General features: G+C 73.1%; 17 protein-coding genes. 7 read left to right on the forward strand and 10 right to left on the reverse strand.

Translation table 11 applies throughout. The features are described 5' to 3' along the window. Positions 1 to 153 precede the first annotated feature (153 nt). Both OG552_RS11465 and OG552_RS11470 read left to right on the forward strand, forming a co-directional pair. Positions 154 to 915, forward strand: coding sequence for an MBL fold metallo-hydrolase (locus OG552_RS11465; protein WP_329131883.1), 762 nt, complete (start codon positions 154 to 156; stop codon positions 913 to 915). Between the two features lie 18 nt (positions 916 to 933). Then, on the forward strand, positions 934 to 1761 hold the full coding sequence (locus tag OG552_RS11470; protein ID WP_329131885.1) for a DUF3097 domain-containing protein: 828 nt from the start codon (positions 934 to 936) through the stop codon (positions 1759 to 1761). 79 nt (positions 1762 to 1840) lie between these two features. Here the strand turns inward: OG552_RS11470 and hemW are convergent, their stop codons facing one another. The 4 genes from hemW to lepA all read right to left on the reverse strand — a co-directional run bounded on the left by hemW (position 1841) and on the right by lepA (position 9085). Continuing rightward, positions 1841 to 3073: a radical SAM family heme chaperone HemW gene (gene hemW, locus OG552_RS11475; protein WP_329131887.1), complete on the reverse strand. Its 1233-nt coding sequence runs from the start codon at positions 3071 to 3073 to the stop codon at positions 1841 to 1843. Positions 3074 to 3146: 73 nt separating this feature from the next. Then, complete coding sequence (locus OG552_RS11480) at positions 3147 to 4907, reverse strand: SpoIIE family protein phosphatase (protein ID WP_329131889.1); 1761 nt, start codon at positions 4905 to 4907, stop codon at positions 3147 to 3149. A 277-nt stretch (positions 4908 to 5184) separates the two neighbouring features. Beyond that, positions 5185 to 7062: an AMP-dependent synthetase/ligase gene (locus tag OG552_RS11485; RefSeq protein ID WP_329131891.1), complete on the reverse strand. Its 1878-nt coding sequence runs from the start codon at positions 7060 to 7062 to the stop codon at positions 5185 to 5187. A 151-nt stretch (positions 7063 to 7213) separates the two neighbouring features. After that, positions 7214 to 9085 carry a translation elongation factor 4 gene (gene lepA, locus OG552_RS11490; protein WP_329131893.1) on the reverse strand — a complete coding sequence of 624 codons (1872 nt, stop codon included), beginning with the start codon at positions 9083 to 9085 and terminating at the stop codon, positions 7214 to 7216. Positions 9086 to 9294: 209 nt separating this feature from the next. On the opposite strand from lepA, the gene rpsT reads away from it, so the two are divergent. Both rpsT and OG552_RS11500 read left to right on the forward strand, forming a co-directional pair. Beyond that, positions 9295 to 9561, forward strand: coding sequence for a 30S ribosomal protein S20 (gene rpsT, locus OG552_RS11495; protein ID WP_329131896.1), 267 nt, complete (start codon positions 9295 to 9297; stop codon positions 9559 to 9561). Positions 9562 to 9921: 360 nt separating this feature from the next. Continuing rightward, entirely contained in the window at positions 9922 to 10761 is an 840-nt protein-coding gene (locus tag OG552_RS11500) for a hypothetical protein (protein ID WP_329131898.1), read from the forward strand. A gap of 90 nt (positions 10762 to 10851) precedes the next feature. Here OG552_RS11500 and holA read toward each other — a convergent pair whose 3' ends face one another. Then, positions 10852 to 11838, reverse strand: a complete 987-nt coding sequence (gene holA / locus OG552_RS11505; RefSeq protein WP_329131900.1) for a DNA polymerase III subunit delta — start codon at positions 11836 to 11838, stop codon at positions 10852 to 10854. 94 nt (positions 11839 to 11932) lie between these two features. Between holA and OG552_RS11510 the strand changes: the two genes are divergently transcribed. The 3 genes from OG552_RS11510 (at position 11933) to cutA (ending at position 13952) form a co-directional block, all read left to right on the forward strand. Beyond that, on the forward strand, positions 11933 to 12175 hold the full coding sequence (locus OG552_RS11510; RefSeq protein ID WP_329131902.1) for a hypothetical protein: 243 nt from the start codon (positions 11933 to 11935) through the stop codon (positions 12173 to 12175). Between the two features lie 386 nt (positions 12176 to 12561). Further along, positions 12562 to 13509 carry a peptidoglycan-binding protein gene (locus tag OG552_RS11515; protein WP_329131904.1) on the forward strand — a complete coding sequence of 316 codons (948 nt, stop codon included), beginning with the start codon at positions 12562 to 12564 and terminating at the stop codon, positions 13507 to 13509. 119 nt (positions 13510 to 13628) lie between these two features. Beyond that, entirely contained in the window at positions 13629 to 13952 is a 324-nt protein-coding gene (gene cutA, locus OG552_RS11520; RefSeq protein ID WP_329131906.1) for a divalent-cation tolerance protein CutA, read from the forward strand. Positions 13953 to 13999: 47 nt separating this feature from the next. Here cutA and OG552_RS11525 read toward each other — a convergent pair whose 3' ends face one another. The 5 genes from OG552_RS11525 to leuS all read right to left on the reverse strand — a co-directional run bounded on the left by OG552_RS11525 (position 14000) and on the right by leuS (position 22662). Further along, positions 14000 to 16555 carry a ComEC/Rec2 family competence protein gene (locus OG552_RS11525; RefSeq protein ID WP_443070915.1) on the reverse strand — a complete coding sequence of 852 codons (2556 nt, stop codon included), beginning with the start codon at positions 16553 to 16555 and terminating at the stop codon, positions 14000 to 14002. Beyond that, on the reverse strand, positions 16552 to 17442 hold the full coding sequence (locus OG552_RS11530; RefSeq protein WP_329131910.1) for a ComEA family DNA-binding protein: 891 nt from the start codon (positions 17440 to 17442) through the stop codon (positions 16552 to 16554). Before OG552_RS11530 ends, OG552_RS11525 begins: the two co-directional genes overlap by 4 nt. Before the next feature lie 192 nt (positions 17443 to 17634). Then, a complete protein-coding gene (locus tag OG552_RS11535) occupies positions 17635 to 18480 on the reverse strand; it encodes a DegV family protein (protein WP_329131912.1) in 846 nt (281 codons plus the stop codon). 384 nt (positions 18481 to 18864) lie between these two features. Next, positions 18865 to 19464, reverse strand: a complete 600-nt coding sequence (locus OG552_RS11540; RefSeq protein ID WP_329131914.1) for a hypothetical protein — start codon at positions 19462 to 19464, stop codon at positions 18865 to 18867. A 321-nt stretch (positions 19465 to 19785) separates the two neighbouring features. After that, positions 19786 to 22662, reverse strand: coding sequence for a leucine--tRNA ligase (leuS, locus tag OG552_RS11545; protein ID WP_329131916.1), 2877 nt, complete (start codon positions 22660 to 22662; stop codon positions 19786 to 19788). Positions 22663 to 22841 lie beyond the last annotated feature (179 nt).

Raw genomic sequence — 22841 nt, forward strand, 5'->3', positions numbered from 1 at the left:
ACAACTCCGGGCGGATGCCGCGGCGGGGCGGCTCAGGAATACGGGGGCGCCGGTTGCGATGGGGGCGTACGCGACGCGATCGGGTGGTGAATGGCGGGGCAACGCTGTCACCACGGCGCGCGCCGCCGGGCGCACGGCGATAGCGTCGCCCTCGTGGATTCTGTGGAGAGCGCGCAGGCGCCGGGCGCCGGGGGTTCGGTGTGGGAGCACCTGGCCCCCGGAGTAGCGCGCCGGCGACTGCCCCATCTCGATGTGACGGTCGGCCTGGTGGTCGGCGCCGACGGTGTGCTGCTGATCGACACCGGGTCCACGCTGCGCGAGGGCGCCGAGCTGCGGCAGCAGGTGGTGGCGCTGACCGGGCGCGAGGTGACGCATGTCGTCCTCACCCACGGGCACTTCGACCATGTCCTCGGCGCGGCGGCGTTCACCCAGGCCGGCGCCGAGGTGTACGCGCAGGTGTCGCTGGACGGCCGGCTGCGCCATGAGCGCGACGCGCTCCGGGAGACGGCGGTACGGCACGGCACGGATCCGGCGGAGGCCGCGGAGGCGGTCAGGGCGCTGGTGCCGGTGGACCGGCCGGTCGACGGCGAGCTGGCGCTGGACCTCGGGGAGCGGCCGGTGCGGCTGGTGCACCCCGGCGCCGGGCACACCGGGCACGACCTGGTGGTGGTCGTACCCGGTGCGAGCGCCAGCGACCCGACGGTGGTCTTCTGCGGCGACCTGGTGGAGGAGTCGGGGCAGCCGCAGGCCGACGAGGACGCGGTGCCGGGCGCCTGGCCGGCCACGGTGGACGCGGTGCTGGCGCTCGGCGGCGAGACCGCGCGGTACGTGCCGGGGCACGGGGCGGTGGTGGACGCGCGATTCCTGCGTACGCAGCGGGACGCGCTCGCCGAACGCTTCGGCGCGGGCGGTTAGCGTCCTACGATCTCCCCCATGCGCAGCAGGAGTTACGACGGCGACCTGACGCCTCCGTGGAAGAAGTCCGCGCCCGTGCCCGAGGTGGCGGCCGAGGCGGATCTGGTGGTCGAGGACGCCGGCACCGGTTTCTGCGGGGCCGTGGTCCGGGTCGAGCGGACCGCGGAGGGCTTCACCGTCACCCTGGAGGACCGCTTCGGCAAGCACCGGGTCTTCCCGATGACGCCGGCCGCCTTCCTCCTGGAGGGCCGGCCGGTCACCCTCGTCCGGCCGCCCGCCGCACCCGCCCCGCGCGGCCCGCTGCTGTCCGCTTCCGGCTCCATCGCGGTCACCGGCGCCAAGGCCCGGGTGGCCAGGGCCGGGCGGATCTACGTCGAGGGCCGGCACGACGCCGAACTCGTGGAGCGGGTCTGGGGCCACGACCTGCGGGTCGAGGGGGTCGTGGTGGAGTACCTGGAGGGGGTGGACGACCTGCCCGCGATCGTGGCGGCCTTCTCCCCCGCCCCCGGCGCGCGTCTCGGCGTCCTGGTCGACCACCTGGTGCCCGGCTCCAAGGAGTCCCGGATCGCGGCCTCCGCGGCAGGTCCTGACGTCCTGGTCGTCGGCCACCCGTACATCGACATCTGGGAGGCGGTGAAGCCCGCCTCCGTCGGCATCCGGGAGTGGCCCCGCGTCCCGCGCGGCGAGGACTGGAAGACCGGCGTCTGCCGCGCCCTGGGCTGGACCGGCCTCACCACCGGCGAGGCGTGGCAGCGCATCCTGGCGTCCGTCGGCTCCTACCGCGACCTCCAGCCGGAACTGCTGGGCCGCGTCGAGGAACTGATCGACTTCGTGACCGCGCCCTGAGGAGCCCGGGGAGAGCTCGCGCCGCCGCGGAACGAGGTCCAGGGGCGGCCCGGACGGGGCCGGCGCCGGCCGGCGGTGGTCAGTCGACCAGGTCGCGCACGACCGCGTCGGCCAGCAGGCGGCCCCGCAGTGTAAGGACGGCGCGGCCCTGCTGGTAAGGGGCGGGTTCAAGGAGACCGTCCCTTACCGCGCGCTCGGCGGCCCGGGCGCCGTCCGGGGCGAGGAGGTCCAGCGGGCAGCCGGCCGACAGACGCAGCTCCAGCAGGATGCGCTCCACCCGGCAGTCCTCGGCGGTGAGGATCTCCCGCCCGGCACCCGGGGTGCGGGCCTCGGCGAACGCCTGCGCGTAGGCGCCGGGGTGCTTGACGTTCCACCAGCGGACACCGCCGACGTGGCTGTGCGCGCCGGGGCCGGCGCCCCACCAGTCGGCGCCGGTCCAGTAGAGCTCGTTGTGGGTGCAGCGGGCGGCCTCGGTCGTGGCCCAGTTGGAGACCTCGTACCAGGAGAAACCGGCCTCGGCGAGGCGTTCGTCGGCGATGAGATACCGGTCGGCGTGCACGTCGTCGTCGGTCATCGGCACCTCGCCCCGGCGGATCCGCCGGGCCAGCCCCGTACCCTCCTCGACGATGAGCGCGTACGCCGAGACGTGGTCGGGCCCGGCGCCGATCGCCGCGTCCAGGGAGGCCCGCCAGTCGTCGTCGGACTCGCCCGGGGTGCCGTAGATGAGGTCGAGGTTGACGTGCTCGAAGCCGGCCGCGTGTGCCTCCGCGACACAGGCCTGCGGGCGGCCCGGGGTGTGGTTGCGGTCCAGGACGCGCAGCACGTGCTGCCGGGCGCTCTGCATGCCGAAGGACATCCGGTTGAAGCCGCCGTCGCGCAGGGCGGCGAGATAGGCCGGGTCCACCGACTCGGGGTTCGCCTCCGTGGTGACCTCGGCGCCGGGCGCCAGACCGAACTCCTCGCTGATCGCGCCGAGCATCCGCACGAGGTCCGCGGCGGGCAGCAGGGTGGGGGTGCCGCCGCCGACGAAGACGGTGTCGACCGGCCGCGGGTCGTCGCCCAGCACCTTGCGGGCCAGCCGGACCTCCTCGATCAGGACGTCCGCGTAGTTGTCCCGGGAGGCCAGCGCCCCGCCGGAGCCGCGCAGCTCGCTCGCCGTGTAGGTGTTGAAGTCGCAGTAGCCGCAGCGGGTCGCGCAGTAGGGAACGTGCAGATAGAAGCCGAGCGGCCGGCCGGCGGCTCCGTCCAGCGCGTGCGGCGGCAGCGCGCCGTCGGCGGGGACGGGTTCGCCGTCGGGGAGTACGGAAGGCATCTCCCCAGTATCCGGCACCGGCCGCGATCGCCGGACGGTGCGCCCGGGGGCACCCGCTGCCGGCTGCTTGTGGCTACTGGGCCTGGAGCACCAGCAGGGCCAGGTCGTCGGACGGGGGCGCCGTGTCGTAGTCGTGCACCGCCTGCCGGATGTGCTCCGCGACGCCGGCCGCGCCCAGGCCCGTACAGCCGCGCAGTGCCTGCGCCAGGCCGTCGTCGTCGTCGAACATCAGCGGGCCGCGGCGCCGCTCGGTGACGCCGTCGGTCACACAGAGCAGGGTGTCGCCGGGAGCGAGGTCGAAGGACTCGCTGCGGTAGTGGGCGTCGTCGGAGATGCCGAGCAGGATCTGCGGGGTGGCCGCGGGGCGCACCAGTCCGCCGGGGGTGAGGACCAGCGGCAGCGGGTGGCCGGCCGAGGCGAGGGTGCAGCGGGCCCCGCGGCCCGGTCCGTACGGCAGCACCTCGCCGTAGAGCAGGGACAGGAAGCGGGGCTGGCCGCCCTCCCAGGCCGCGGTCTCGCCGACCAGGGCGGTGGCCGCCTCGTCGGCGAGCGCCTTGTTGAGGCGGTCCAGCACGTCGCAGACGCCGTAGCCCTCGCGGGCCAGCAGCCGCAGCACCGGGCGGGCGATGCCGGTCAGGGCGGCGGCCTCCGGGCCGCTGCCGCAGACGTCGCCGAGCGCGAAGCACCAGCGGCCGTCGCCGGCCGGGAAGAGGTCGTAGAAGTCGCCGCCGACCCAGTCGCCGGCCATCGGTTCGTAGACCACCGCGTGCTCGACGCCGGGGATACGGGCGGTGGCGGGCGGCAGCAGGCCGCGCTGCAGCACGGTGCTGATACGGGCCTGGCGGGCGTACTGCCGGGCGGTGCCCATCGCCAGCGCCACCCGGCGCGAGAAGTCCTCGATCAGGCTGATGGCCTCGGCGGGCAGCCCGGGCGGGCCGGTGCGGCCCAGCAGCAGGGTGCCGTAGCAGTGGCCGGCCGCGATCAGCGGTACGGCCAGGGCGCTGCCGAGGTCGCCGGGGACCGCGGGGACGGCCGGCCAGGCCAGCGGCTGCACCCCGGGCCGGGTGGAGGGCGCGGGCGGGAAGCGCTCCAGTACGGTCCGCAGCGGGTCGAGCAGCTGCTCGGCGCTGTGCCAGACCCGGGAGAGCCGGGGGGCGGCCCCGGCCGGGTAGAGCCAGACCGCGCACCAGTCGGCGAGCCGCGGCACGAGTAACTGGGTGGCCAGCGAGGCCACGTTGTCCTCGTCGAGCTGACCGGCCAGCAGGTCGGAGGCTTCGGCGAGGAAGGTGAGGCTGCCGCGGCCGACCCAGTCGATGTCGGCGCGGCGCGGCAGATCGGGGGGCGGGGTGGGGGCCAGCAGCGGCTGGTCCGGGTCGGTGCGGGGGCAGGGGACCCGCTCGCCGGCCGCTTCGAAGCTGCACCAGACCGTCTTGTGGTCCCGGTGGTACGTGACGCCCCAGACGTCGGAGAGCGCGGCGACCAGGTACAGGCCGCGGCCGCCTTCGCGGTGGTCGTCGGGCTGCTCGGTGCTGCCGCGCAGCACGCGGCCGGGGTGGCGGTCGGCCACCTCGATCACCAGGGAGTCGGCGTCCAGCCGGCAGACGATCTCCACGGTGGTGCCGGCGTGCACGACGGCATTGGTGACCAGTTCGCTGATCAGCAGGGTCGCGTCATAGACGAGCCGGTCCTCGAAGCCGTCGGACGAGGGCAGGCCCTGGCTGGACCACTCCGCGAGTGCGGCCTGCAGGAACCGCCGCGCGGCCCCTGCGGCCAACTCGTCGGCGGGCACGCGGCCCCGCCGCACACCACCTTGCAAGACCTCGACCGTCGCCACACCGCCAGAGTGACACCCCGCCCCCTACCCTGCGCGCACAGTCACGAATGTTCGTCCCTAAGGGTCTCTTTTCGCCAATTTCCCCCGCGCTTTCCGCCAATCCACTACAGTCCACCCCATCCCCCGGACCGCCCCAGCATCACTCGCAGCATCGCCGCAGGTCAGCGCTCTTTCCGCCACCGGCGACGGCCGGGACCGGCCCCCCCGGCACCAAACGCCGAGGCCCCTGCCGGTGCCGGGCCCGGCACCGGCAGGGGCCTCTTCCCCGGAGGGGAACTCACGCCTCGCGGGCGCCGGCGTACATCTCCTCGATCAGGGGGGCGAACTCCCGCTCCACGACCGGCCGCTTGAGCTTGAGGGACGGTGTGAGGTCACCGTGTTCGACGTCGAGGTCACGCGGGAGGACCCGGAACTGGCGGATCTGCTGCCACCGCTGCAGGCCGTCGTTGACGCGGGCGACGTACCCCTCCATCAGGGTGCGCACCTCGGGCGAGACGACGACCTCCGCGTACGGCCGGCCGCCGAGTTCGTGCTCCTCCGCCCACTTCAGCAGCGTCGGCTCGTCGAGCGCGAGCAGCGCCGTACAGAAGTTGCGCCCCCCGCCGATGACCAGCACCGCGCTGACGAAGGGGCACACCGCCTTGAACTGCCCCTCCACCTCGGCCGGCGAGATGTACTTGCCGCCCGACGTCTTGATCAGATCCTTCTTGCGGTCGGTGATCTTGAGGAAGCCGTCCGGCGACAGCTCACCGATGTCCCCGGTGTGGAACCACCCGTCGGGCTCCAGCACCTCCGCGGTCTTCTCCGGCAGCCCGTGGTAGCCCTGCATGATGCCGGGGCCGCGGAGCATGACCTCGCCGTCCTCGGCGATGCGCACCTCAAGGCCGGGCAGCGCCTTGCCGACCGTGCCGGTGCGGTACGCCTCCCCGGGGTTGACGAAGCTCGCCGCGCTGGACTCGGTGAGCCCGTAGCCCTCCAGGATGTGGATGCCGGCGCCGGCGAAGAAGAACCCGATCTCCGGCGAGAGCGCGGCGGACCCGGAGACGCAGGCCCGCAGCCGCCCGCCGAACGCCGCACGGAGCTTGGCGTAGACCAGCTTGTCGGCGACCGCGTGCTTCGTGCGCAGCCCCAGCGGCACCGTGGGGACCCCGGTCAGCCGCATGCTGTTCTGCGCGGCCTTGGCGTACTCGCGGGCCACCCCGGCCGCCCACAGGAAGATCTTGTACTTGGCCGCGCCGCCCTCCCGGGCCTTCGCGGCGACTCCGTTGTAGACCTTCTCGAAGATGCGCGGCACCGCGGCCATGTACGTGGGCCGGACCACCGGCAGATTCTCGATGATCTTGTCGACCCGGCCGTCCACCGCCGTGACGTGCCCGACCGTGATGTGTCCTGCGGTGAGCACCTTGCCGAAGACATGCGCGAGCGGCAGCCACAGGTACTGCACGTCGTTCTCGTCGAGCAGCCCCACCCCCTGGATGGCGCGGGCCATGTACGACCACGCGTCGTGCGGCAGCCGTACGCCCTTGGGGCGGCCGGTGGTGCCGGAGGTGTAGATCAAGGTGGCGAGCTGGTCCCTGGTGAGCGCGGCGACCGCGTCGGTCACCGCGCCGGGGTGCTGCTCCAGATACGCCGCGCCGCGCTTCTCCAGGTCGGCCAGTGACAGCACCCACCCGTCGCCGTCGGCGTCGGCCGCCCCGGCCGGGTCGAAGACCACCACGTGCTGGAGCTCGGGCAGCTCGGCGCGCCGCTCGCGGGCCTTGGCGAGCTGCCTGGCGTCCTCGGCGAAGAGCACCCGGCTGCCGGAGTCGGCCAGGATGAACGCGGTCTCCTCGGCGTTGGTGCTCGGGTAGACCGTGGTGGTGGCGGCGCCGGCGCAGAGCACGCCGAGGTCGGCGAGGATCCAGTCGACGCTGGTGTTGGCGGCGAGCGCCACCCGCTCCTCGGGCCGTACGCCCAGCTCCATCAGGCCCGCCGCGATGGCGTGCACCCGGTCGGCGGCCTGCGCCCAGGTGAGCGTCTCCCAGCCGTCGGGGCCGGACTCGGCCGGCACCGGGTAGCGGTACGCCTCGGCATCGGGTGTCGCCGCGACCCGCTCCAGGAAGAGCGTGGCCACGGAGGGCGGCCGATTCTCGAGCAACGTCTGTGTGTCGGTCACCACAACCTCCGGGGCACGCGCGGCGTTCTTCTTAACTCACCAGTAACTATCCGTCGGATCAGAGTAGAGGGCCGACGCCCCGGACGTAAGGGGCGCGGCCCGCAACACCTGCTGAGCGGGGGATTTTCTGCGCGACGCCAACCCGGAAGGGCTACTTCTTCGCCTTGGACTCGCCGTCGGAGTCGCTGGAGAGCACCGCGATGAAGGCTTCCTGCGGCACTTCCACACTGCCGACCATCTTCATCCGCTTCTTGCCCTCCTTCTGCTTCTCCAGCAGCTTCCGCTTCCGGGAGATGTCACCGCCGTAGCACTTGGCGAGGACGTCCTTGCGGATCGCCCGGACCGTCTCGCGGGCGATCACCCGGGCGCCGATGGCCGCCTGGATGGGCACCTCGAAGTTCTGCCGCGGGATCAGCTCGCGCAGCTTGGCGACCAGCCGGACGCCGTACGCGTACGCCTTGTCCTTGTGGGTGATCGCGGAGAAGGCGTCCACCTTGTCGCCGTGCAGCAGGATGTCGACCTTGACCAGGTCGGCGCTCTGCTCCCCGGTGGGCTCGTAGTCCAGCGAGGCGTAGCCGCGGGTCTTGGACTTGAGGTTGTCGAAGAAGTCGAAGACGATCTCGGCGAGCGGCAGGGTGTAGCGGATCTCCACCCGGTCCTCGGAGAGGTAGTCCATGCCGAGCAGCGAGCCGCGCCGGTTCTGGCAGAGCTCCATGATCGCGCCGATGAACTCGGTGGGGGCCAGCACCGTCGCCCGTACCACCGGCTCGTAGACCTCGGCGAGCTTGCCCTCGGGGAATTCGCTCGGATTGGTGACGGTGTGCTCCTTGCCGTCCTCCATCACCACCCGGTAGACCACGTTGGGCGCGGTGGCGATCAGGTCCAGGCCGAACTCGCGCTCCAGCCGCTCGCGGACCACGTCCAGGTGGAGCAGGCCGAGGAAGCCGACCCGGAAGCCGAAGCCGAGGGCCGCGGAGGTCTCCGGCTCGTAGACCAGGGCGGCGTCGTTGAGCTGGAGCTTCTCCAGCGCCTCGCGCAGTTCCGGGTAGTCCGAGCCGTCCAGCGGATACAGGCCGGAGAAGACCATCGGCTTGGGGTCCTTGTACCCGCCGAGCGCCTCGGTGGCGCCGTGGTGCAAGGTGGTGATGGTGTCGCCGACCTTGGACTGCCGGACGTCCTTCACCCCGGTGATCAGATAGCCGACCTCGCCGACGCCCAGGCCGTCGTGCGGCTTCATCTCCGGGGACGAGACGCCGATCTCCAGCAGTTCGTGGGTGGCGCCGGTGGACATCATCCGGATCCGCTCGCGCTTGGTGAGCTGCCCGTCGATCACGCGGACATAGGTGACCACGCCCCGGTAGGAGTCGTAGACCGAGTCGAAGATCATCGCGCGGGCGGGCGCGTCCTTGACGCCGACCGGGTGCGGGACGTCCCGTACCACCCGGTCGAGCAGCGCGTCCACGCCGACGCCGGTCTTGGCGGAGACCCGGAGCACGTCGGAGGGGTCGCAGCCGATCAGGTTGGCCAGCTCGTCGGCGAACTTCTCCGGCTGGGCGGCCGGCAGGTCGATCTTGTTGAGCACCGGGACGATGGTGAGGTCGTTCTCCATCGCCAGGTAGAGGTTGGCCAGCGTCTGCGCCTCGATCCCCTGGGCCGCGTCCACCAGCAGGATCGTGCCCTCGCAGGCGGCCAGCGACCGGGACACCTCATAGGTGAAGTCCACGTGGCCCGGGGTGTCGATCATGTTCAGGACATGGGTGCGGCCCGCGTCCTCGCCGGTCAGCGGCGCCCAGGGCAGCCGCACCGCCTGCGACTTGATCGTGATGCCCCGCTCGCGCTCGATGTCCATCCGGTCGAGGTACTGGGCGCGCATCTGCCGGCTGTCGACAACGCCGGTGAGCTGCAGCATCCGGTCGGCCAGGGTGGATTTCCCGTGGTCGATGTGGGCGATGATGCAGAAGTTACGGATCAGCGCCGGGTCGGTACGGCTCGGCTCCGGCACATGGGAAGGGGTCGCGGGCACGCAGGGTCCAGTTTCTTGAGACTCTTGAGGACTTCAGACGGTTACGGGTCGCCTCCCATAGTCCCATGACCGGGGCCCGGCCACGGTTTGGGAGCGCGGGCGGCCTGCTGGTAGCCTGGGGCGCTGTGCCTCGTGCCCTCTACCCGAGGCCGCACCCCGCGGAACCCCCGCGGGACTCCTTATTGATACGAACCTGAGAAGGCTCTTTCGTGGCGAACATCAAGTCCCAGATCAAGCGCAACAAGACCAACGAGAAGGCGCGCCTGCGCAACAAGGCCGTCAAGTCGGAGCTGAAGACCGCCATCCGCCGCACCCGCGAGGCCGTGGCCGCCGGTGACGCCGAGAAGGCCACCGCGGCTGCCCGGGTCGCCGCGCAGAAGCTCGACAAGGCCGTCAGCAAGGGCGTCATCCACAAGAACCAGGCCGCCAACAAGAAGTCGGCGCTGGCCCACTCGGTCACCGCGCTCCAGGGCTGATCACCCTCCGCCTCGGTACGCTCCGCGGCACCGCCGGAAACCGGACACAGCGGCCCCTCTACCGCCCGGACCGGCACCGCCCGGACCGACCGCGCCGCACGCGGACGTTCGCCACGTGGCTGCGACGCGACCAGAGGCACTGAACCATCCAGCGCCCGCCCGGTAACTCCCGGGCGGGCGCTGCGTTTTACCCCCTGTTCTCGGCTCATGTCGACGCCGGAGCAGCCGGACCGCTCGCCGTACTCCCCGCCCGCGACCCCTCGGACACCTCAGGCCCCCCAGCCACCTCAGGCTCCCCCGGCCCCTCTGCCGCCTCAGAGCCCCGGCCCGGCGCCGGGTGCCGGCGGCTACGGGGCGCCCGTGCCGCCGCAGCACAACCCGTACGCCCAGCCGAGCCCCTACGCTCCGCAGCCGGCCCCGCCGTACTACGGCGCGACACCGGCGGGAGGCGCGCTGCCGGGAGCCGTGTTGCCGGGAGGCGCGCTACCGGGGGCCGCGCTGCCGGGAGCGCCAGGGCAGGCCGGCGGCCGGGGCGGGGCCGGGAAGGCGGTGCTGTGGGCGGTGGTCGGCGCGGTGGTGGCCTCGGCGCTGTGGGGCGGCGGGGTGCTGCTCCTCGGCAAGGACTCCGGGAGTTCGCCCGGCCCGCTGCACGGCTACGCGATCACCCAGAACCTCTGCACCAGCACCGACCTGTCGTCCTTCAAGGGCACCTATCCGCAGGAGGACGACAGCCCCAGCGACTACACGATCACCGGCAAGGCGGTCGACGACATGTCGTGCAGCCAGGGCCTGGAGATACCGGGCTCCAGCTACGCGGACGCGTATCTGTACGTCAGCTACGCGCTGCACAAGAAGACCGATCCGGGTCCGGAGTTCACCGACACCTGGCTCGGCTACACCCAGCAGCGCGACTCGAAGTACGTGGTCAAGCCGGTCAGCGGCTTCGGCGACGAGGCGTATCTGGTCACCGAGGACACCGTGGCGGACAGCGGCTCCGGCGGCTCCAGTGGCTCGGACAGCGGCGGCGACCGCTATGTGACGCTCGCGGTGCGGGAGGGCTGGATGACCTTCTCGATGAACTGGAGCCAGTTCGCGTCCTCGCTCGACGCGGACTCCGGCAAGACGATCCCGTCGCTGGACGACGCGACGCGGTGGGTGAAGACGGCGACGACCGCGACGCTGGCGGGGCTGAAGAAGTAGGTGCCCGCTCCCGGGGACTTCCGGGGAACTCCCGGGGGGGCTCCCCGGGGAAACGGGATGCGGGATGCGGGATGCGGGGTCTCCCCGGGGTCAGGAGCGGGCGCGCGACGCCCGGGCGATGGTGACGACCGCCTTCTCCAGGGCGTAGGCGGGATCGGCGCTGCCGCCCTTGACCGCCGCGTCGGCGTCGGCGACCGCGCGCAGCGCCACCGAGACGCCGTCCGCGGTCCAGCCGCGGATCTGCTGGCGCACCCGGTCGATCTTCCACGGCGGCATCCCGAGGTCGCGGGCGAGCTGGCCGGGGTTGGCGCCGCGCGGGGCGGAGGCGAGCTTGCCGATGGCCCGTACCCCGGAGGCGAGCGCGAAGGTGATGCCGGGCAGCGGCTGGCCCACCGACAGCGCCCAGCGCAGCCGCTCCAGGGCCTCGGCGGTCCGTCCGGTGACCGCGAGGTCGGCGACCTCGAAGCCGGTGGCCTCGGCGCGGCCGGTGTAGTAACGGGCGACCACCGCGACATCGATGGTGCCGTCCACGTCGGCGGTCAACTGGGCGCAGGCGCTGGCGAGTTCCCGCAGGTCGCTGCCGATCGCGTCGACCAGCGCCTGGGTGGCCTCGGGGGTCGCGGACCGGCCGAGGGTACGGAACTCACCGCGTACGAACGCCAGCCGGTCGGCCGGCTTGGTCATCTTCGGGCAGGCCACTTCCCGGGCGCCCGCCTTGCGGGCCGCCTCCAGCAGCGCCTTGCCCTTGGCTCCCCCGGCGTGCAGCAGCACCAGGGTGATCTCCTCGGCGGGCGCGGCCAGATACGCCTTGACGTCCTTGACGGTGTCCGCCGAGAGGTCCTGGGCGTTGCGCACCACGATGACCTTCCGCTCGGCGAAGAGCGAGGGGCTGGTCAGCTCGGCGAGCGTCCCCGGCTGCACCGCCTCGGGCGCCAGATCCCGTACGTCGGTATCGGCGTCCACGGCACGCGCGGCGGTCACCACCTCGCGCACCGCGCGGTCCAGCAGCAGGTCTTCCTGACCCACGGCAAGGGTGAGCGGTGCGAGCGGATCGTCTGAAGCGGTCTTCCTGGCCATTTGCGGTCCAGCATCCCACGGGGGTCCGACAGCGCGGGTACGGGGCGGCCGGCGGGGGCAGCGGGCGGGGATCGGCATCGGGGACAATGCCGTGGTGAGCGACGTACGACATGTGCTGGTGCTGCCCGACCGTGATGCCGCGGAGGAGGTCGCCGGGGAGCTGGCCGCCCGTTTCCGGCTGCCGGAGGAGCCCCGGCTGGTCCGGGACGCGCTGGCCGGGGAGGACGACGCCGAGGACGCGCAGTGGCTGGTGGTCGTGGAGGACCCGGGCGCCGCGCTGCGGCCGACCGAGCTGGACGCGCTGGCCGCGGAGCACGAGGGCTGGCTGGAGCGGTGAGCGGCCACGGGGTGCCCGGCCGGTTCTGGCCGCCGCGCTAAGCCGGTTCGGTCTGCGGGGCGGTGGCCGCCGGGAGGTCCGGCGTCGGGGGCAGGGCGAGGCCCGGTCCAGCGTGGACGCCGGTCCACCCGGCGAGCCCGACCGGGTGTGCGGAACCGGGGGAAGCGGAAGCCGCGCCGGGCGGGCGGAAATCCGGCGTGCGAGCGGTCCCGCGACGCGGAAACGCCGTTCCCGGCGCACGCCCCGCGCACACCGGATGCCTCCGTTCTCCCTCTGCGCCGGGTTCTTCGCCGATGTCCTTCTTGTCCCCCGGCTCGTTGGCAGGGTGCGGCTCAACCACCGCGCTATGGACGCCCCTCCCCGCTACCGCACTGTTGGAGGTCGACATGTCCACCGGTCCGCAGAAATACCCCGGCGCCGACACCGCGCACTGGTACCAGAACACGTTCTCCAGCGACGCCATGGAGACCAACGTCGTGGTCTGGCACTCCACCGAGGGCACCACGCTCCCGGACTACGACGGCGGCTCAACCGCCCCGAACCTGACGGCTGTTCCGGACTTCAAGGCCCAGAAGCTCGTCTGGTACCAGCACTTCGACATCGACCGGTCCTCCCGCGCGCTGGTCAACCTGACCGGCGGCGTGGAGACCAACACCCTCAACGTCGTCCAGGTCGAGATCGTCGGCACCTGCGACCCGGGCATCCACAAGAAGTGGGGCAGCACCGCGCACCTGTACATGGCGGACCTGCCCGCCTGGGTGATCCGGGACCTCGCGGACTTCGCCCGGTGGGCCCACGACAACCACGGCGTGCCCCTCACCTCCGGCGTGTCCTGGAAGGCGTACAGCGCCTCGTACGGGGCGGACAACGGCGTCCGGATGTCCTCCTCGCACTGGGAGTCCTTCCGCGGCCACTGCGGCCACCAGCACGTCCCGGAGAACCTCCACGGCGACCCCGGGGCTTTCCCGATGGCCGCGATCCTGGCGAAGGCGGGGGCCAACGCGGTCGCCGTCCCGGCGGGCTCCGCGGGCGCGGTCAAGCCGAAGGTCTCGCTGAAGAACGTCGTCGCGGCGGCCAAGGCCGACCCGCCGGTCCGGCAGGGCAAGACCTCGCACCCGGCCGATGTGAAGCCGGTGGAGGCCGCCCTGCGCAAGCTCGGCTACCTCGGCGCCGCCTACGCCACGGACGGCGCCTACGGCACCACCACGGTGGCCGCGTACGCCGCCTACCAGCGGAACCTCGGCTACTCCGGCAAGGACGCCGACGGCATCCCGGGCGCGACCTCCCTGAAGAAACTCGCCGCCGCGTCAGGGCTGTTCACGGTCACGGCGTAACGACCGGGACCAGCCCGGGGCGAAGGTCCTGCCAGGGCGGCCGTCCCCGCACCGACTCCAACCGGCCGGGCGTATGCGCGGGTTGTACGGTCCGAGCACCCCATGCCGAAGGAGACTCCATGGCCGACTACGTAACCGTCCTCACCACCACCGACGACCCCGCGAAGGCGGACACCCTGGCAACCGGCGCCGTCGAAGCGAAACTGGCCGCCTGCGCCCAGATCGAAGGCCCGATCACCAGCGTCTACCGCTGGCAGGGCGCGCTCCAGAAGGACCAGGAGTGGCGCATCCTCTTCAAAACAACCGCCGAGCGCTACCCCGACCTGGAGGCCCACCTCAAGGCCCACCACGACTACACCACCCCCGAAATCATCGCCACCCCGATCACCCACGGCAGCGCCGCCTACCTCTCCTGGATCACCACCGAAACCACCCACCCCTGACCACCCCAACAGCCCTGTCCCGGACGGGCCGCGGCGGGGTGAAGCAGTCAGTTTTTCTGGCCGGTGAGGGTGGTGCGGAGGGTTGAGGGGGTGGTGCCGCTGACGGCGATCGGGCCGTCGCGGTCGGTGCGCAGAACGAGTGCGCCCAGGGCGCGGAGGGTGGTGATGGTGCGGGCGGCGGGGTGGCCGTAGGGGTTGTCGGTGCCGACGCTGATGAGGGCGAGGCGGGGGTGGGCCCGGGCGAGGAGGGCGGGGTCCTGGTAGGCGGAGCCGTGGTGGGCGACCTTGAGGACGTCCACCCGGGGCAGGGCGGGCTCCTCCGTCAGCACCTCCTGCTGGGTGTCCGGCTCCAGGTCCCCCATCAGCAGCAGCGTCAGCCCCGCGCTGTGCACCAGCAGGGCGACGCTCGCGTCGTTGGGGTTGTCGTCAGGCAACGCGTCCGCCGCCGGCGGTGGCCACAGCACCCGCCACGCCAGGGGGCCGATGCTCCGCTCCTCCCCCGTCGCTGCCACCACCACCGGGATCCCGGCGGCCGCTGCCTCCCGCCGCACCTGCGCGTACTGCCCGGCGGGCTCGTCGAGCACCGTTGTCTCGATCGCGCCGACGCTGCGGCCGTGCAGTACGCCGGGGAGGCCGTCCACGTGGTCGGCGTGGAAGTGGGTCAGGATCAGCAGCGGGATCCGGCGGACCCGCAGGTCGCGCAGGCAGCGGTCGGCCTTCGCCGGATCGGGTCCTGCGTCCACCACCACGGCCTCCCCCGGGCCCGCGGCGAGCGCCAGCGCGTCGCCCTGGCCGACGTCGCACATCGCGAACCGCCAGTCGCCCGGCGGCCAGCGCGCCACCAGACGGGGCATCGGGACCGGACGGAGCAGGGCGAGGAGCAGCAGAAGCGCGCAGGCCACCGCCGTCCACGGCCGGTGGAACAGCCGCTTTCCGCTCACCACGGCGGCGACCGTCACCAAAGCCAGCAGCGCGGCTCCCCACCGGCCACCGGGCCAGGCGATATCCGCGCCAGGCAGAGCGGCGCCGTGCCGGGCGACCGCCGCGATCCACTGCGCGGGCCAGCCGGCCAGCCAGGCCAGGGCGTGCGCGGCCGGCGGCGCCACCGGAGTGGCCAGCAGGGCGGCGAACCCGAGCACCGTCGCGGCACCCACCGCGGGCTCGGCCAGCAAATTGCAGGGCACCCCGACCAGGCTGAGCCGCGCGGTCAGCAGCACGATCACCGGCCCGCAGACAGCCTGAGCGGCAGCCGCTGCCGCCAGCCCCTCCGCCAGTCTCGCGGGCACCCCGCGGGCTCGCAGCGCCGCGCTCCACCGCGGGGCCAGTGTCAGGAGGGACCCGGTGGCCAGGACGGAGAGGACGAAGCCGTAGGACTTCGCCAGCCCCGGCTGGTACAGCACCAGTACGAGGACGGCCGCGGCCAGTGCGGGCAGCAGGGATCGGCGGCGGCCGGTGCCGATGGCCAGCAGGGTGATCAGGCCGCAGACGGCGGCCCGCAGCACACTCGGCGAAGGGCGGCAGAGCAGGGTGAAGCCGAGGGTGACGGCCACTCCCGCGCAGGCGGTCCACCGCAGCGGCAGGCCCAACGAGGCGGCAAGACCCCGGCGTTCGGCCCTGATCGCCCGGCCCGGTGGACCGATCAGCAGGATCAGCAGAATCGTGAGGTTGGCACCGGAGACGGCCGTCAGATGGGAGAGATCGGTGGTGCGGAAGGCGGCGGTCAGAGCCGGGTCGAGGGCGGAGGTGTCGCCGATCACCAGCCCCGGGAGGAGCCCGCGGGCGTCCTTCGGGAGGGGTGCGGCGGCCTCCCGCAGACCGGCGCGGAGGCGGACGGCCACGCGCTGGGCGCCGCTGGGGCCGGCGGTGACGGCCGGTGGACCCGTGGGGTGCAGGACCGCCGCCACGTCGTCGTCCTTCCTGCCGGGGGGCGCGAACCGGGCGGTGGCGGTCACCGTGCTGGACGGCACCAGGGCCAGCCACTTCCGGGCGCTGCTCCCGGCGGTCAGCACGACCACGGGCGTACGTACCCGGTGCGCCCCGACCCGCTCGACCGTCCCCCGCACCACGACGGACCGCGTCCGGCCGGGAAAGGCGCCCGCACCCGGCCCCTCCCCCGTCTCGAACGGGTCGCCGTCCACCCGCAGGGTCACCTCCGCGGTCGACCCCTCGCGGGCCAGGGCCGGTACGGGTCCCCGGGTCAGGTCGGAGCGACCCAGCGCGGCGACCCAGGCCGCCACCAGTGCGCACAGGACCGCGGCCACCACGGCGGGCCACAGCCCCGGTTTCCGCCGGGCCACAAGACCGGCGACCGCACCACCGGCGGCGACCATCCCCACCGTGCCCGGAGCCGGCCCCACCGCCGCCGCGCCCCAGGCTGCCAGCGCGGGCGCCAGCAGCCGCAGGTCGGGCGGCCCCTCCTGCCGCGGATTCGAGGCGCCCAGCGGTGAGGCCGCGGCGGCGTGCACGGCGGCCCGCTCGGGAACCACGGGGCCGGGTGTCGCCTGCTCAGGGCTGCCGTCGGCCGAGGACCGGACCTCCTCCGGCGGAGGATCCGGCCGCCGCGCTCGGCGATCGGGGCCGGTGACCGGGGGCGCGGTCTTCATGGGTGGACCAGTGGTTGGAGGGTGGCGTACTTGCGGGGGCCGATGCCGGGGATCTGGCGGAGCTGCTGCGGGTCGGTGAAGCCGCCGTGCTGGGTGCGGTAGTCGAGGATGTGCTGAGCCAGTACGGGGCCGACGCCGGGGAGCGCGTCGAGTTGGGCGGCGGTGGCGGAGTTGAGGCTCACCGGGGTGCCCGGGTTGCCCGGGCCGCCCGGGGCCGCGGCGGAGTCCGCCGAGGTGGCGGCCGGGGGCGGAGTGACGCCGACGAGGATCTGTTCGCCGTCGGTGACCTGGCGGGCGAGGTTGAGGGAGGTGGTGTCGGTGCCGGGGAGCGGGCCGCCGGCAGCGGTGAGGGCGTCGGCGACGCGGGCGCCCTTGGGGAGTTGGCGTAAGCCGGGTCGTGCCACCTTTCCGGCGATGTCGACGGTCACCCGGGAGGGCGAGGCAGAAGGGGACGGGAAGGGGGCGGGCCTGGCGGCGGGGGTGGGGAGACGCGCGGCGACGGGGACTTGGACGGTGCGGGGGCGGCCGGTCCAGTAATGGTGAAAAGCGAGCCCGCCGGCCACCGCGAGCACCACCGTCAGCGCGAGCACGGTCCGGAATTCGAGCCCGCAGCGGACGAAGAGCCACTGCCGGAGCTGTCCTAGCCGCCCGCCGGGGAGGGGCGGGCCCGCGGGCGCGTCGGGGGTGATCAGCGCGTCGGGGGTGGGAAGGGTGCGGGCAGCGGTAGGGGATTCGGTGGCAGCAGGCGTCTCGGTGGCGGGTCCGTCGGTGGCCGCGGGCTCTTCCGGGGGCCCGCCGAAGAGCGCGCCGGCCCGCTCCCGCAGCCGTGCCGCCGCCTCCGCCTTGCGCGGCGCCCGTACCGTGTCCAGCCTCGTCGATGTGTTCATGCATTCGATGCTGGACCCCGGCGAGGGCCGCGAACGATCACGGTGGAAATCTGTGGAAAACAGCTCGCCTGTGGATAACTCGGTCAACCGTGTGGGTGACCCGCCGCGCCGAGCGGAACGGTGAGCGGTGGCGGTGGGGGGCGGCACGGCCGGTCGGTACGGCTGGTCGGTCGGTACGGACCAGTACGGCGATCAGTACGGCGAGATGACCACGCCGAGCAGGCCCGGGCCCGCGTGTGCCCCGATGACCGCGCCGACCTCGCTCACCACCAGATCCTCCAGGCCCGGCACCCGCTCCCGCAGCCGCTCCGCCAGCAGCGCCGCCCGGTCCGCCGCGGCGAGGTGGTGGACGGCCAGGGCGACCCGCCGCGTCCCCGCCTGGCTCACCACGATCTCCTCAAGCCGCGTGATCGCCTTGGACGCGGTGCGGACCTTCTCCAGCAGCTCGATCCGCCCGTCCGCGAGGCGGAGCAGCGGCTTCACCGCGAGCGCGGAGCCGAAGAGTGCCTGGGCCGCGCCGATGCGGCCGCCGCGGCGCAGATAGTCGAGGGTGTCGACGTAGAAGTACGCGGAGGTGTCCGCGGCCCGCTTCTCGGCCGCCGCGACGACCTCGTCCGGGTCGGCGCCGCTCTCCGCGGCGAGCGCGGCGGCCAGCACGGTGAAGCCGAGGGCCATCGCGACGACGCCGGTGTCCACGACCCGGACCGGGACGGGTGACTCCTTCGCGGCGATCAGCGCCGCGTCGTACGTACCGGACATGTCGGCGGAGAGGTGGAGCGAGACGATCGCGTCCGCGCCGGACGCGGCGACGGCCTCGTAGACGGCGGAGAACTCGGCGGGGCTGGGGCGTGAGGTGGTGACCGGGTGGCGCCGCTGCAGGGCGTGTGCGACGGCCGGGGCGGAGATTTCGGTGCCCTCTTCGAAGGCTTCGTCGCCGATGACGACGGTGAGGGGTACGACCGAGATGCCGTGCCGGGTCAGCGGCTCCGGTGCCAGGTAGGCCGTGGAATCCGTGACGATGGCGACGTGCGGGGACATGAGCGGGAGGTTACCTGGGTGCGGGGGGAAGGTGACAGTTCGGGCTCGCGTCATGCTGCCCTCAATCGCCGGGCGGGCTCGGTACGGGTGCGGGTTCGCCGTGGCTGTCCTCAATCGCCGGACAGGCTCAAAGGGCACGTGCCCTGGGCGGCTTCTCTGCCCTCAAACGCCGGGCGGGCTGATGGGTGCCGGACGTTGGCCAGACTGACCGATGCCGGACCCTCGCGGCCCCCTCTGCCCTCAAACGCCGGGCGGGCTGATGAGTGCCGGACGTTGGCCAGAGTGACAATGCCGGACCTTCGCGGCTCCGCTGCCCTCAAACGCCGGGCGGGCTGATGGGTGCCGGACGTCGGCCAGGCGGTGCCGGTGGGACAGGCACCGGCGTCAGAGGCCCGCGGGGCCCAGTTTGTGGGGGGTTGGAGGGTCCGCCGGGGGGTCGACGGGGGCCCAGTGGCGGAGGGCGCCCGCTTCGAGGTCGATGTCGCGGGTGAGGGCCGCGAGGTCGTCGTCGGCGAAGCGGTGGGCGCGGTCCTGGGCCGCCCAGCGGAGGGCGTCGGCGGAGTGGGTGATGCGGTGGGCGCGGTCGGTGAGGGAGGGGAGGCGGGTGGCGAGGCGACCGCGGTCCGGCTCCAGTTCGAGGAGTTTGAGCTCGGCGTCGAGGGCGCCCGCGTGCTCGCTGAGGCGGTCGAGGAGGGCCGCGGCCTCGGTGAGGGAGGGGTCGTCGCCACGGGAGGCTTCGAGGGCCCGGTAGGTGGAGTCGATGGAGGTACGCAGTTCGAGGCGGAGCCGGACGACGTCCCGGGCCGGGCCGGGGACGGTGTAGCGGCGGGCGCGCAGCCTGCCGTCCTCCATCACGCGGCGGGCCTGGGCGCCACTGCGGCGGACTCCGTGCTTGACCGCCCGTACCGTCCGCACGGTCGCGACCACCGCGAGGGTCAGGAACACGAGGAAGAGCACGAGCACGATGACGCCGGCGGTCTCCACGGGCAACCCCTCTGCATACGGCGGGCATACGGCGGGCACGGCACGCAGCCTCCTCCCACCGTAACCGCACGGGGCAGGCCCGCGGATCCGTACGGACCCCGAACCTGGCCCATGCGGCTCCCCAGGGGCCCGCCGAGCCAGCCCCACGCGGCTTCCCAGGGACCCGCCCAAGCCTGCCCCGCATAAGCGAGCCCGCCGCTCAAGCGAGCCCGCCGCTCAAGCAAGCCTGCCGCCCGAACCGGCCCGCCCCGCAAAGGCAAGCCCGCCGCCCGAAACCGGCCCGCACCCTCACCAGCGCCGCACCAAAAAGCGCCGCCCCCCTCACACCACGATGTTGACCAGCTTCGGCGCCCGCACGATCACCTTGCGCACCGCGGCGCCGCCCAGCGCCGCGACCACCGCGGGATCGGCCAGCGCGGCCGCCTCCAGGTCGGCGTCCGAGACCGTCGGCGAGACCTCCAGGCGGGCCTTGACCTTGCCCTTGATCTGGACGACGCAGGTGACCGTCTCGTCCTGGACCAGGGCCGGGTCGGCGACCGGGAAGTCCTCGTGGGCCAGCGAGCCGGTGTGCCCCAGCCGGGACCACAGCTCCTCGGCGATGTGCGGGGCCAGCGGGGCGATCAGCAGCACCAGCGGTTCGGCGACGGAGCGCGGCACCGCGCCAGGCGAGGTGCGGGTCAGGTGGTTGTTCAGCTCGGTGATCTTGGCGATGGCGGTGTTGAAGCGCAGGCCCGCCATGTCGGCGGTGACCCCGTCGATCGCCTTGTGCAGGGCGCGCAGGGTCGCCTCGTCGGGCTCGGTGTCCACCACGGTGACCTCGCCGGTCGCCTCGTCGACGACATTGCGCCACAGCCGCTGCAGCAGCCGGTACTGGCCGACGACCGCGCGGGTGTCCCAGGGGCGGGAGACGTCCAGCGGGCCCATCGCCATCTCGTACAGGCGCAGGGTGTCCGCGCCGTACTCGGCGCAGATCTCGTCCGGGGTGACCGCGTTCTTCAGCGACTTGCCCATCTTGCCCAGCACCCGGGTGACCCGCTGGTCCTGGTAGAAGTACGCGCCGTCGCGCTCCTCGACCTCGGCCGCCGGGACCGCGATGCCGCGCGCGTCACGGTAGACGAACGCCTGGATCATGCCCTGGTTGTACAGCTTGTGGAACGGTTCGTACGACGAGACGTGCCCCAGGTCGTACAGCACCTTGTGCCAGAAGCGGGAGTACAGCAGGTGCAGTACGGCGTGCTCGGCGCCGCCGACGTACAGGTCGACACCGCCGGCCGGCTGTCCCTCGCGCGGGCCCATCCAGTACGCCTCGGCGTCCGGGGCGACCAGCTGCTCGCTGTTGTGCGGGTCCAGGTAGCGCAGCTCGTACCAGCAGGAGCCGGCCCAGTTGGGCATGGTGTTGGTCTCGCGGCGGTATGTGCGTACGCCGTTGCCGTCGCCCAGGTCCAGCTCGACGGTGACCCAGTCCGCGTTGCGGGACAGCGGGGTCTCCGGGGAGGTGTCGGCGTCGTCCGGGTCGAAGGTGCGGGGGCTGTAGTCGTCGACCTCGGGCAGTTCGACGGGCAGCTGCTCGTCGGGGACGGCGTGCGCCGTGCCCTCCTCGTCGTAGACGATCGGGAAGGGCTCGCCCCAGTACCGCTGGCGGCTGAACAGCCAGTCGCGCAGGCGGTAGTTGACGGTGCCCTCGCCCAGACCGCGCTCTTCCAGCCAGGCGGTGATGGCGGCCTTGGCCTCGACCACGCCCAGGCCGTCCAGCGAGATGTCGGCGCGGGCCGAACCGATGATCCTGGCGTCATAGGACGCGAAGGCGTCGTCCCAGGTCTCCGGGTCGGTGCCGCGGCCGTCGGTGGGCTCCACCACGCAGCGCATCGGCAGTTCGAAGGCGCGGGCGAAGGCGAAGTCGCGGGAGTCGTGCGCGGGCACCGCCATGATCGCGCCGGTGCCGTAGCCCATCAGCACGTAGTCGGCGATGAAGACCGGGACGGGCTTGTCGGTGACCGGGTTGACGGCGTAGGCGCCGGTGAAGACGCCGGTCTTCACCTTGGCCTCGGCCTGCCGCTCGACGTCGGACTTCGACGCGGCCTGCTTGCGGTAGGCGGCGACCGCCTCGGCGGGTGTGGCGTGGCCGCCGGTCCACACCGGGTGGGCGTCCTCCGGCCACGCGTCCGGCACGATGGCGTCCACCAGGTCGTGCTCGGGCGCCAGCACCATGTAGGTGGCGCCGAACAGGGTGTCCGGGCGGGTGGTGAAGACGGTGACCGGGCGGTCGGCGCCGGGCACCGGGAAGTCCACCCGAGCGCCTTCGCTGCGGCCGATCCAGTTCCGCTGCTGCAGCTTGATCGCCTCGGGCCAGTCCAGGGCGTCCAGGTCGGCCAGCAGCCGGTCGGCGTAGGCGGTGATCCGCATCTTCCACTGGCGCAGGTTCGCCTTGAAGACCGGGAAGTTGCCGCGCTCGGAGCGGCCCTCGGCGGTGACCTCCTCGTTGGCCAGCACGGTGCCCAGGCCGGGACACCAGTTGACCGGCGACTGGGCGGCGTACGCCAGCCGGTACTCGCTCAGGATGTCGGCCCGCTCGGGGCCGGTCAGCGCGGACCAGGGCCGGTCTCCGGGGGTGGGACGCACGCCGTCCTCGAACTGGCGGACCAGCTCCTCGATCGGGCGGGCCCGGCCGGCGTCGGGGTCGTACCAGGAGTTGAAGATCTGCAGGAAGATCCACTGGGTCCAGCGGTAGTACTCCGGGTCGATGGTGGCGAAGGAACGGCGGCGGTCGTGGCCCAGGCCCAGCCGGCGCAGCTGCGCCTTCATGGTGACGATGTTCGCCTCGGTGGAGACCCGCGGGTGGGTACCGGTCTGTACGGCGTACTGCTCGGCGGGCAGGCCGAAGGCGTCGAAGCCCAGGGTGTGCAGGACGTTGTGGCCGGTCATCCGCTGGTGGCGGGCGAAGACGTCGGTGGCGATGTAGCCCAGCGGGTGGCCGACGTGCAGGCCCGCGCCCGAGGGGTACGGGAACATGTCCATGATGAACTTCTTGGGCCGGGCGACCAGGTCGGGCCGCTGGTCCAGCTCACCGCTGGGGTTGGCGGCGGCGAAGGTCTCGTGCTCGTCCCAGTGGTCCTGCCAGCGGCGCTCGATCTCCGCGGCCAGCTCGGCCGTGTAGCGGTGCGGCGCAGCCGTCTCGGCGGCCGGGGTGGTGTCGCTCATCGTCCTCGGTACTCCATCGATGTCGTGACGGCAGCGCCGCCGGTGGACCCACTGCGGAGACGTCCGGCGAGCAGGGCACGGCGGGGGCCGCGGACCTGACGGCGGAAACAAAAAAGCCCCTCGCGCAGGAGGGGTGCCGCACTGACGTGGTTCGTGGTCAGCGCGGCTCGCTAAGCAGG

Source organism: Streptomyces sp. NBC_01476, assembly GCF_036227265.1.
Classification (GTDB): domain Bacteria; phylum Actinomycetota; class Actinomycetes; order Streptomycetales; family Streptomycetaceae; genus Actinacidiphila.

Excerpts from the sequence above, each read along its gene's own strand:
- OG552_RS11470 (WP_329131885.1), top strand. The coding sequence starts at position 934 with ATGCGCAGCAGGAGTTACGACGGCGACCTGACGCCTCCGTGGAAGAAG.
- hemW (WP_329131887.1), bottom strand. The coding sequence starts at position 3,073 with ATGCCTTCCGTACTCCCCGACGGCGAACCCGTCCCCGCCGACGGCGCG.
- holA (WP_329131900.1), bottom strand. The coding sequence starts at position 11,838 with ATGGCCAGGAAGACCGCTTCAGACGATCCGCTCGCACCGCTCACCCTT.
- OG552_RS11515 (WP_329131904.1), top strand. The coding sequence starts at position 12,562 with ATGTCCACCGGTCCGCAGAAATACCCCGGCGCCGACACCGCGCACTGG.
- cutA (WP_329131906.1), top strand. The coding sequence starts at position 13,629 with ATGGCCGACTACGTAACCGTCCTCACCACCACCGACGACCCCGCGAAG.
- OG552_RS11525 (WP_443070915.1), bottom strand. The coding sequence starts at position 16,555 with ATGAAGACCGCGCCCCCGGTCACCGGCCCCGATCGCCGAGCGCGGCGG.
- OG552_RS11530 (WP_329131910.1), bottom strand. The coding sequence starts at position 17,442 with ATGAACACATCGACGAGGCTGGACACGGTACGGGCGCCGCGCAAGGCG.
- OG552_RS11535 (WP_329131912.1), bottom strand. The coding sequence starts at position 18,480 with ATGTCCCCGCACGTCGCCATCGTCACGGATTCCACGGCCTACCTGGCA.
- leuS (WP_329131916.1), bottom strand. The coding sequence starts at position 22,662 with ATGAGCGACACCACCCCGGCCGCCGAGACGGCTGCGCCGCACCGCTAC.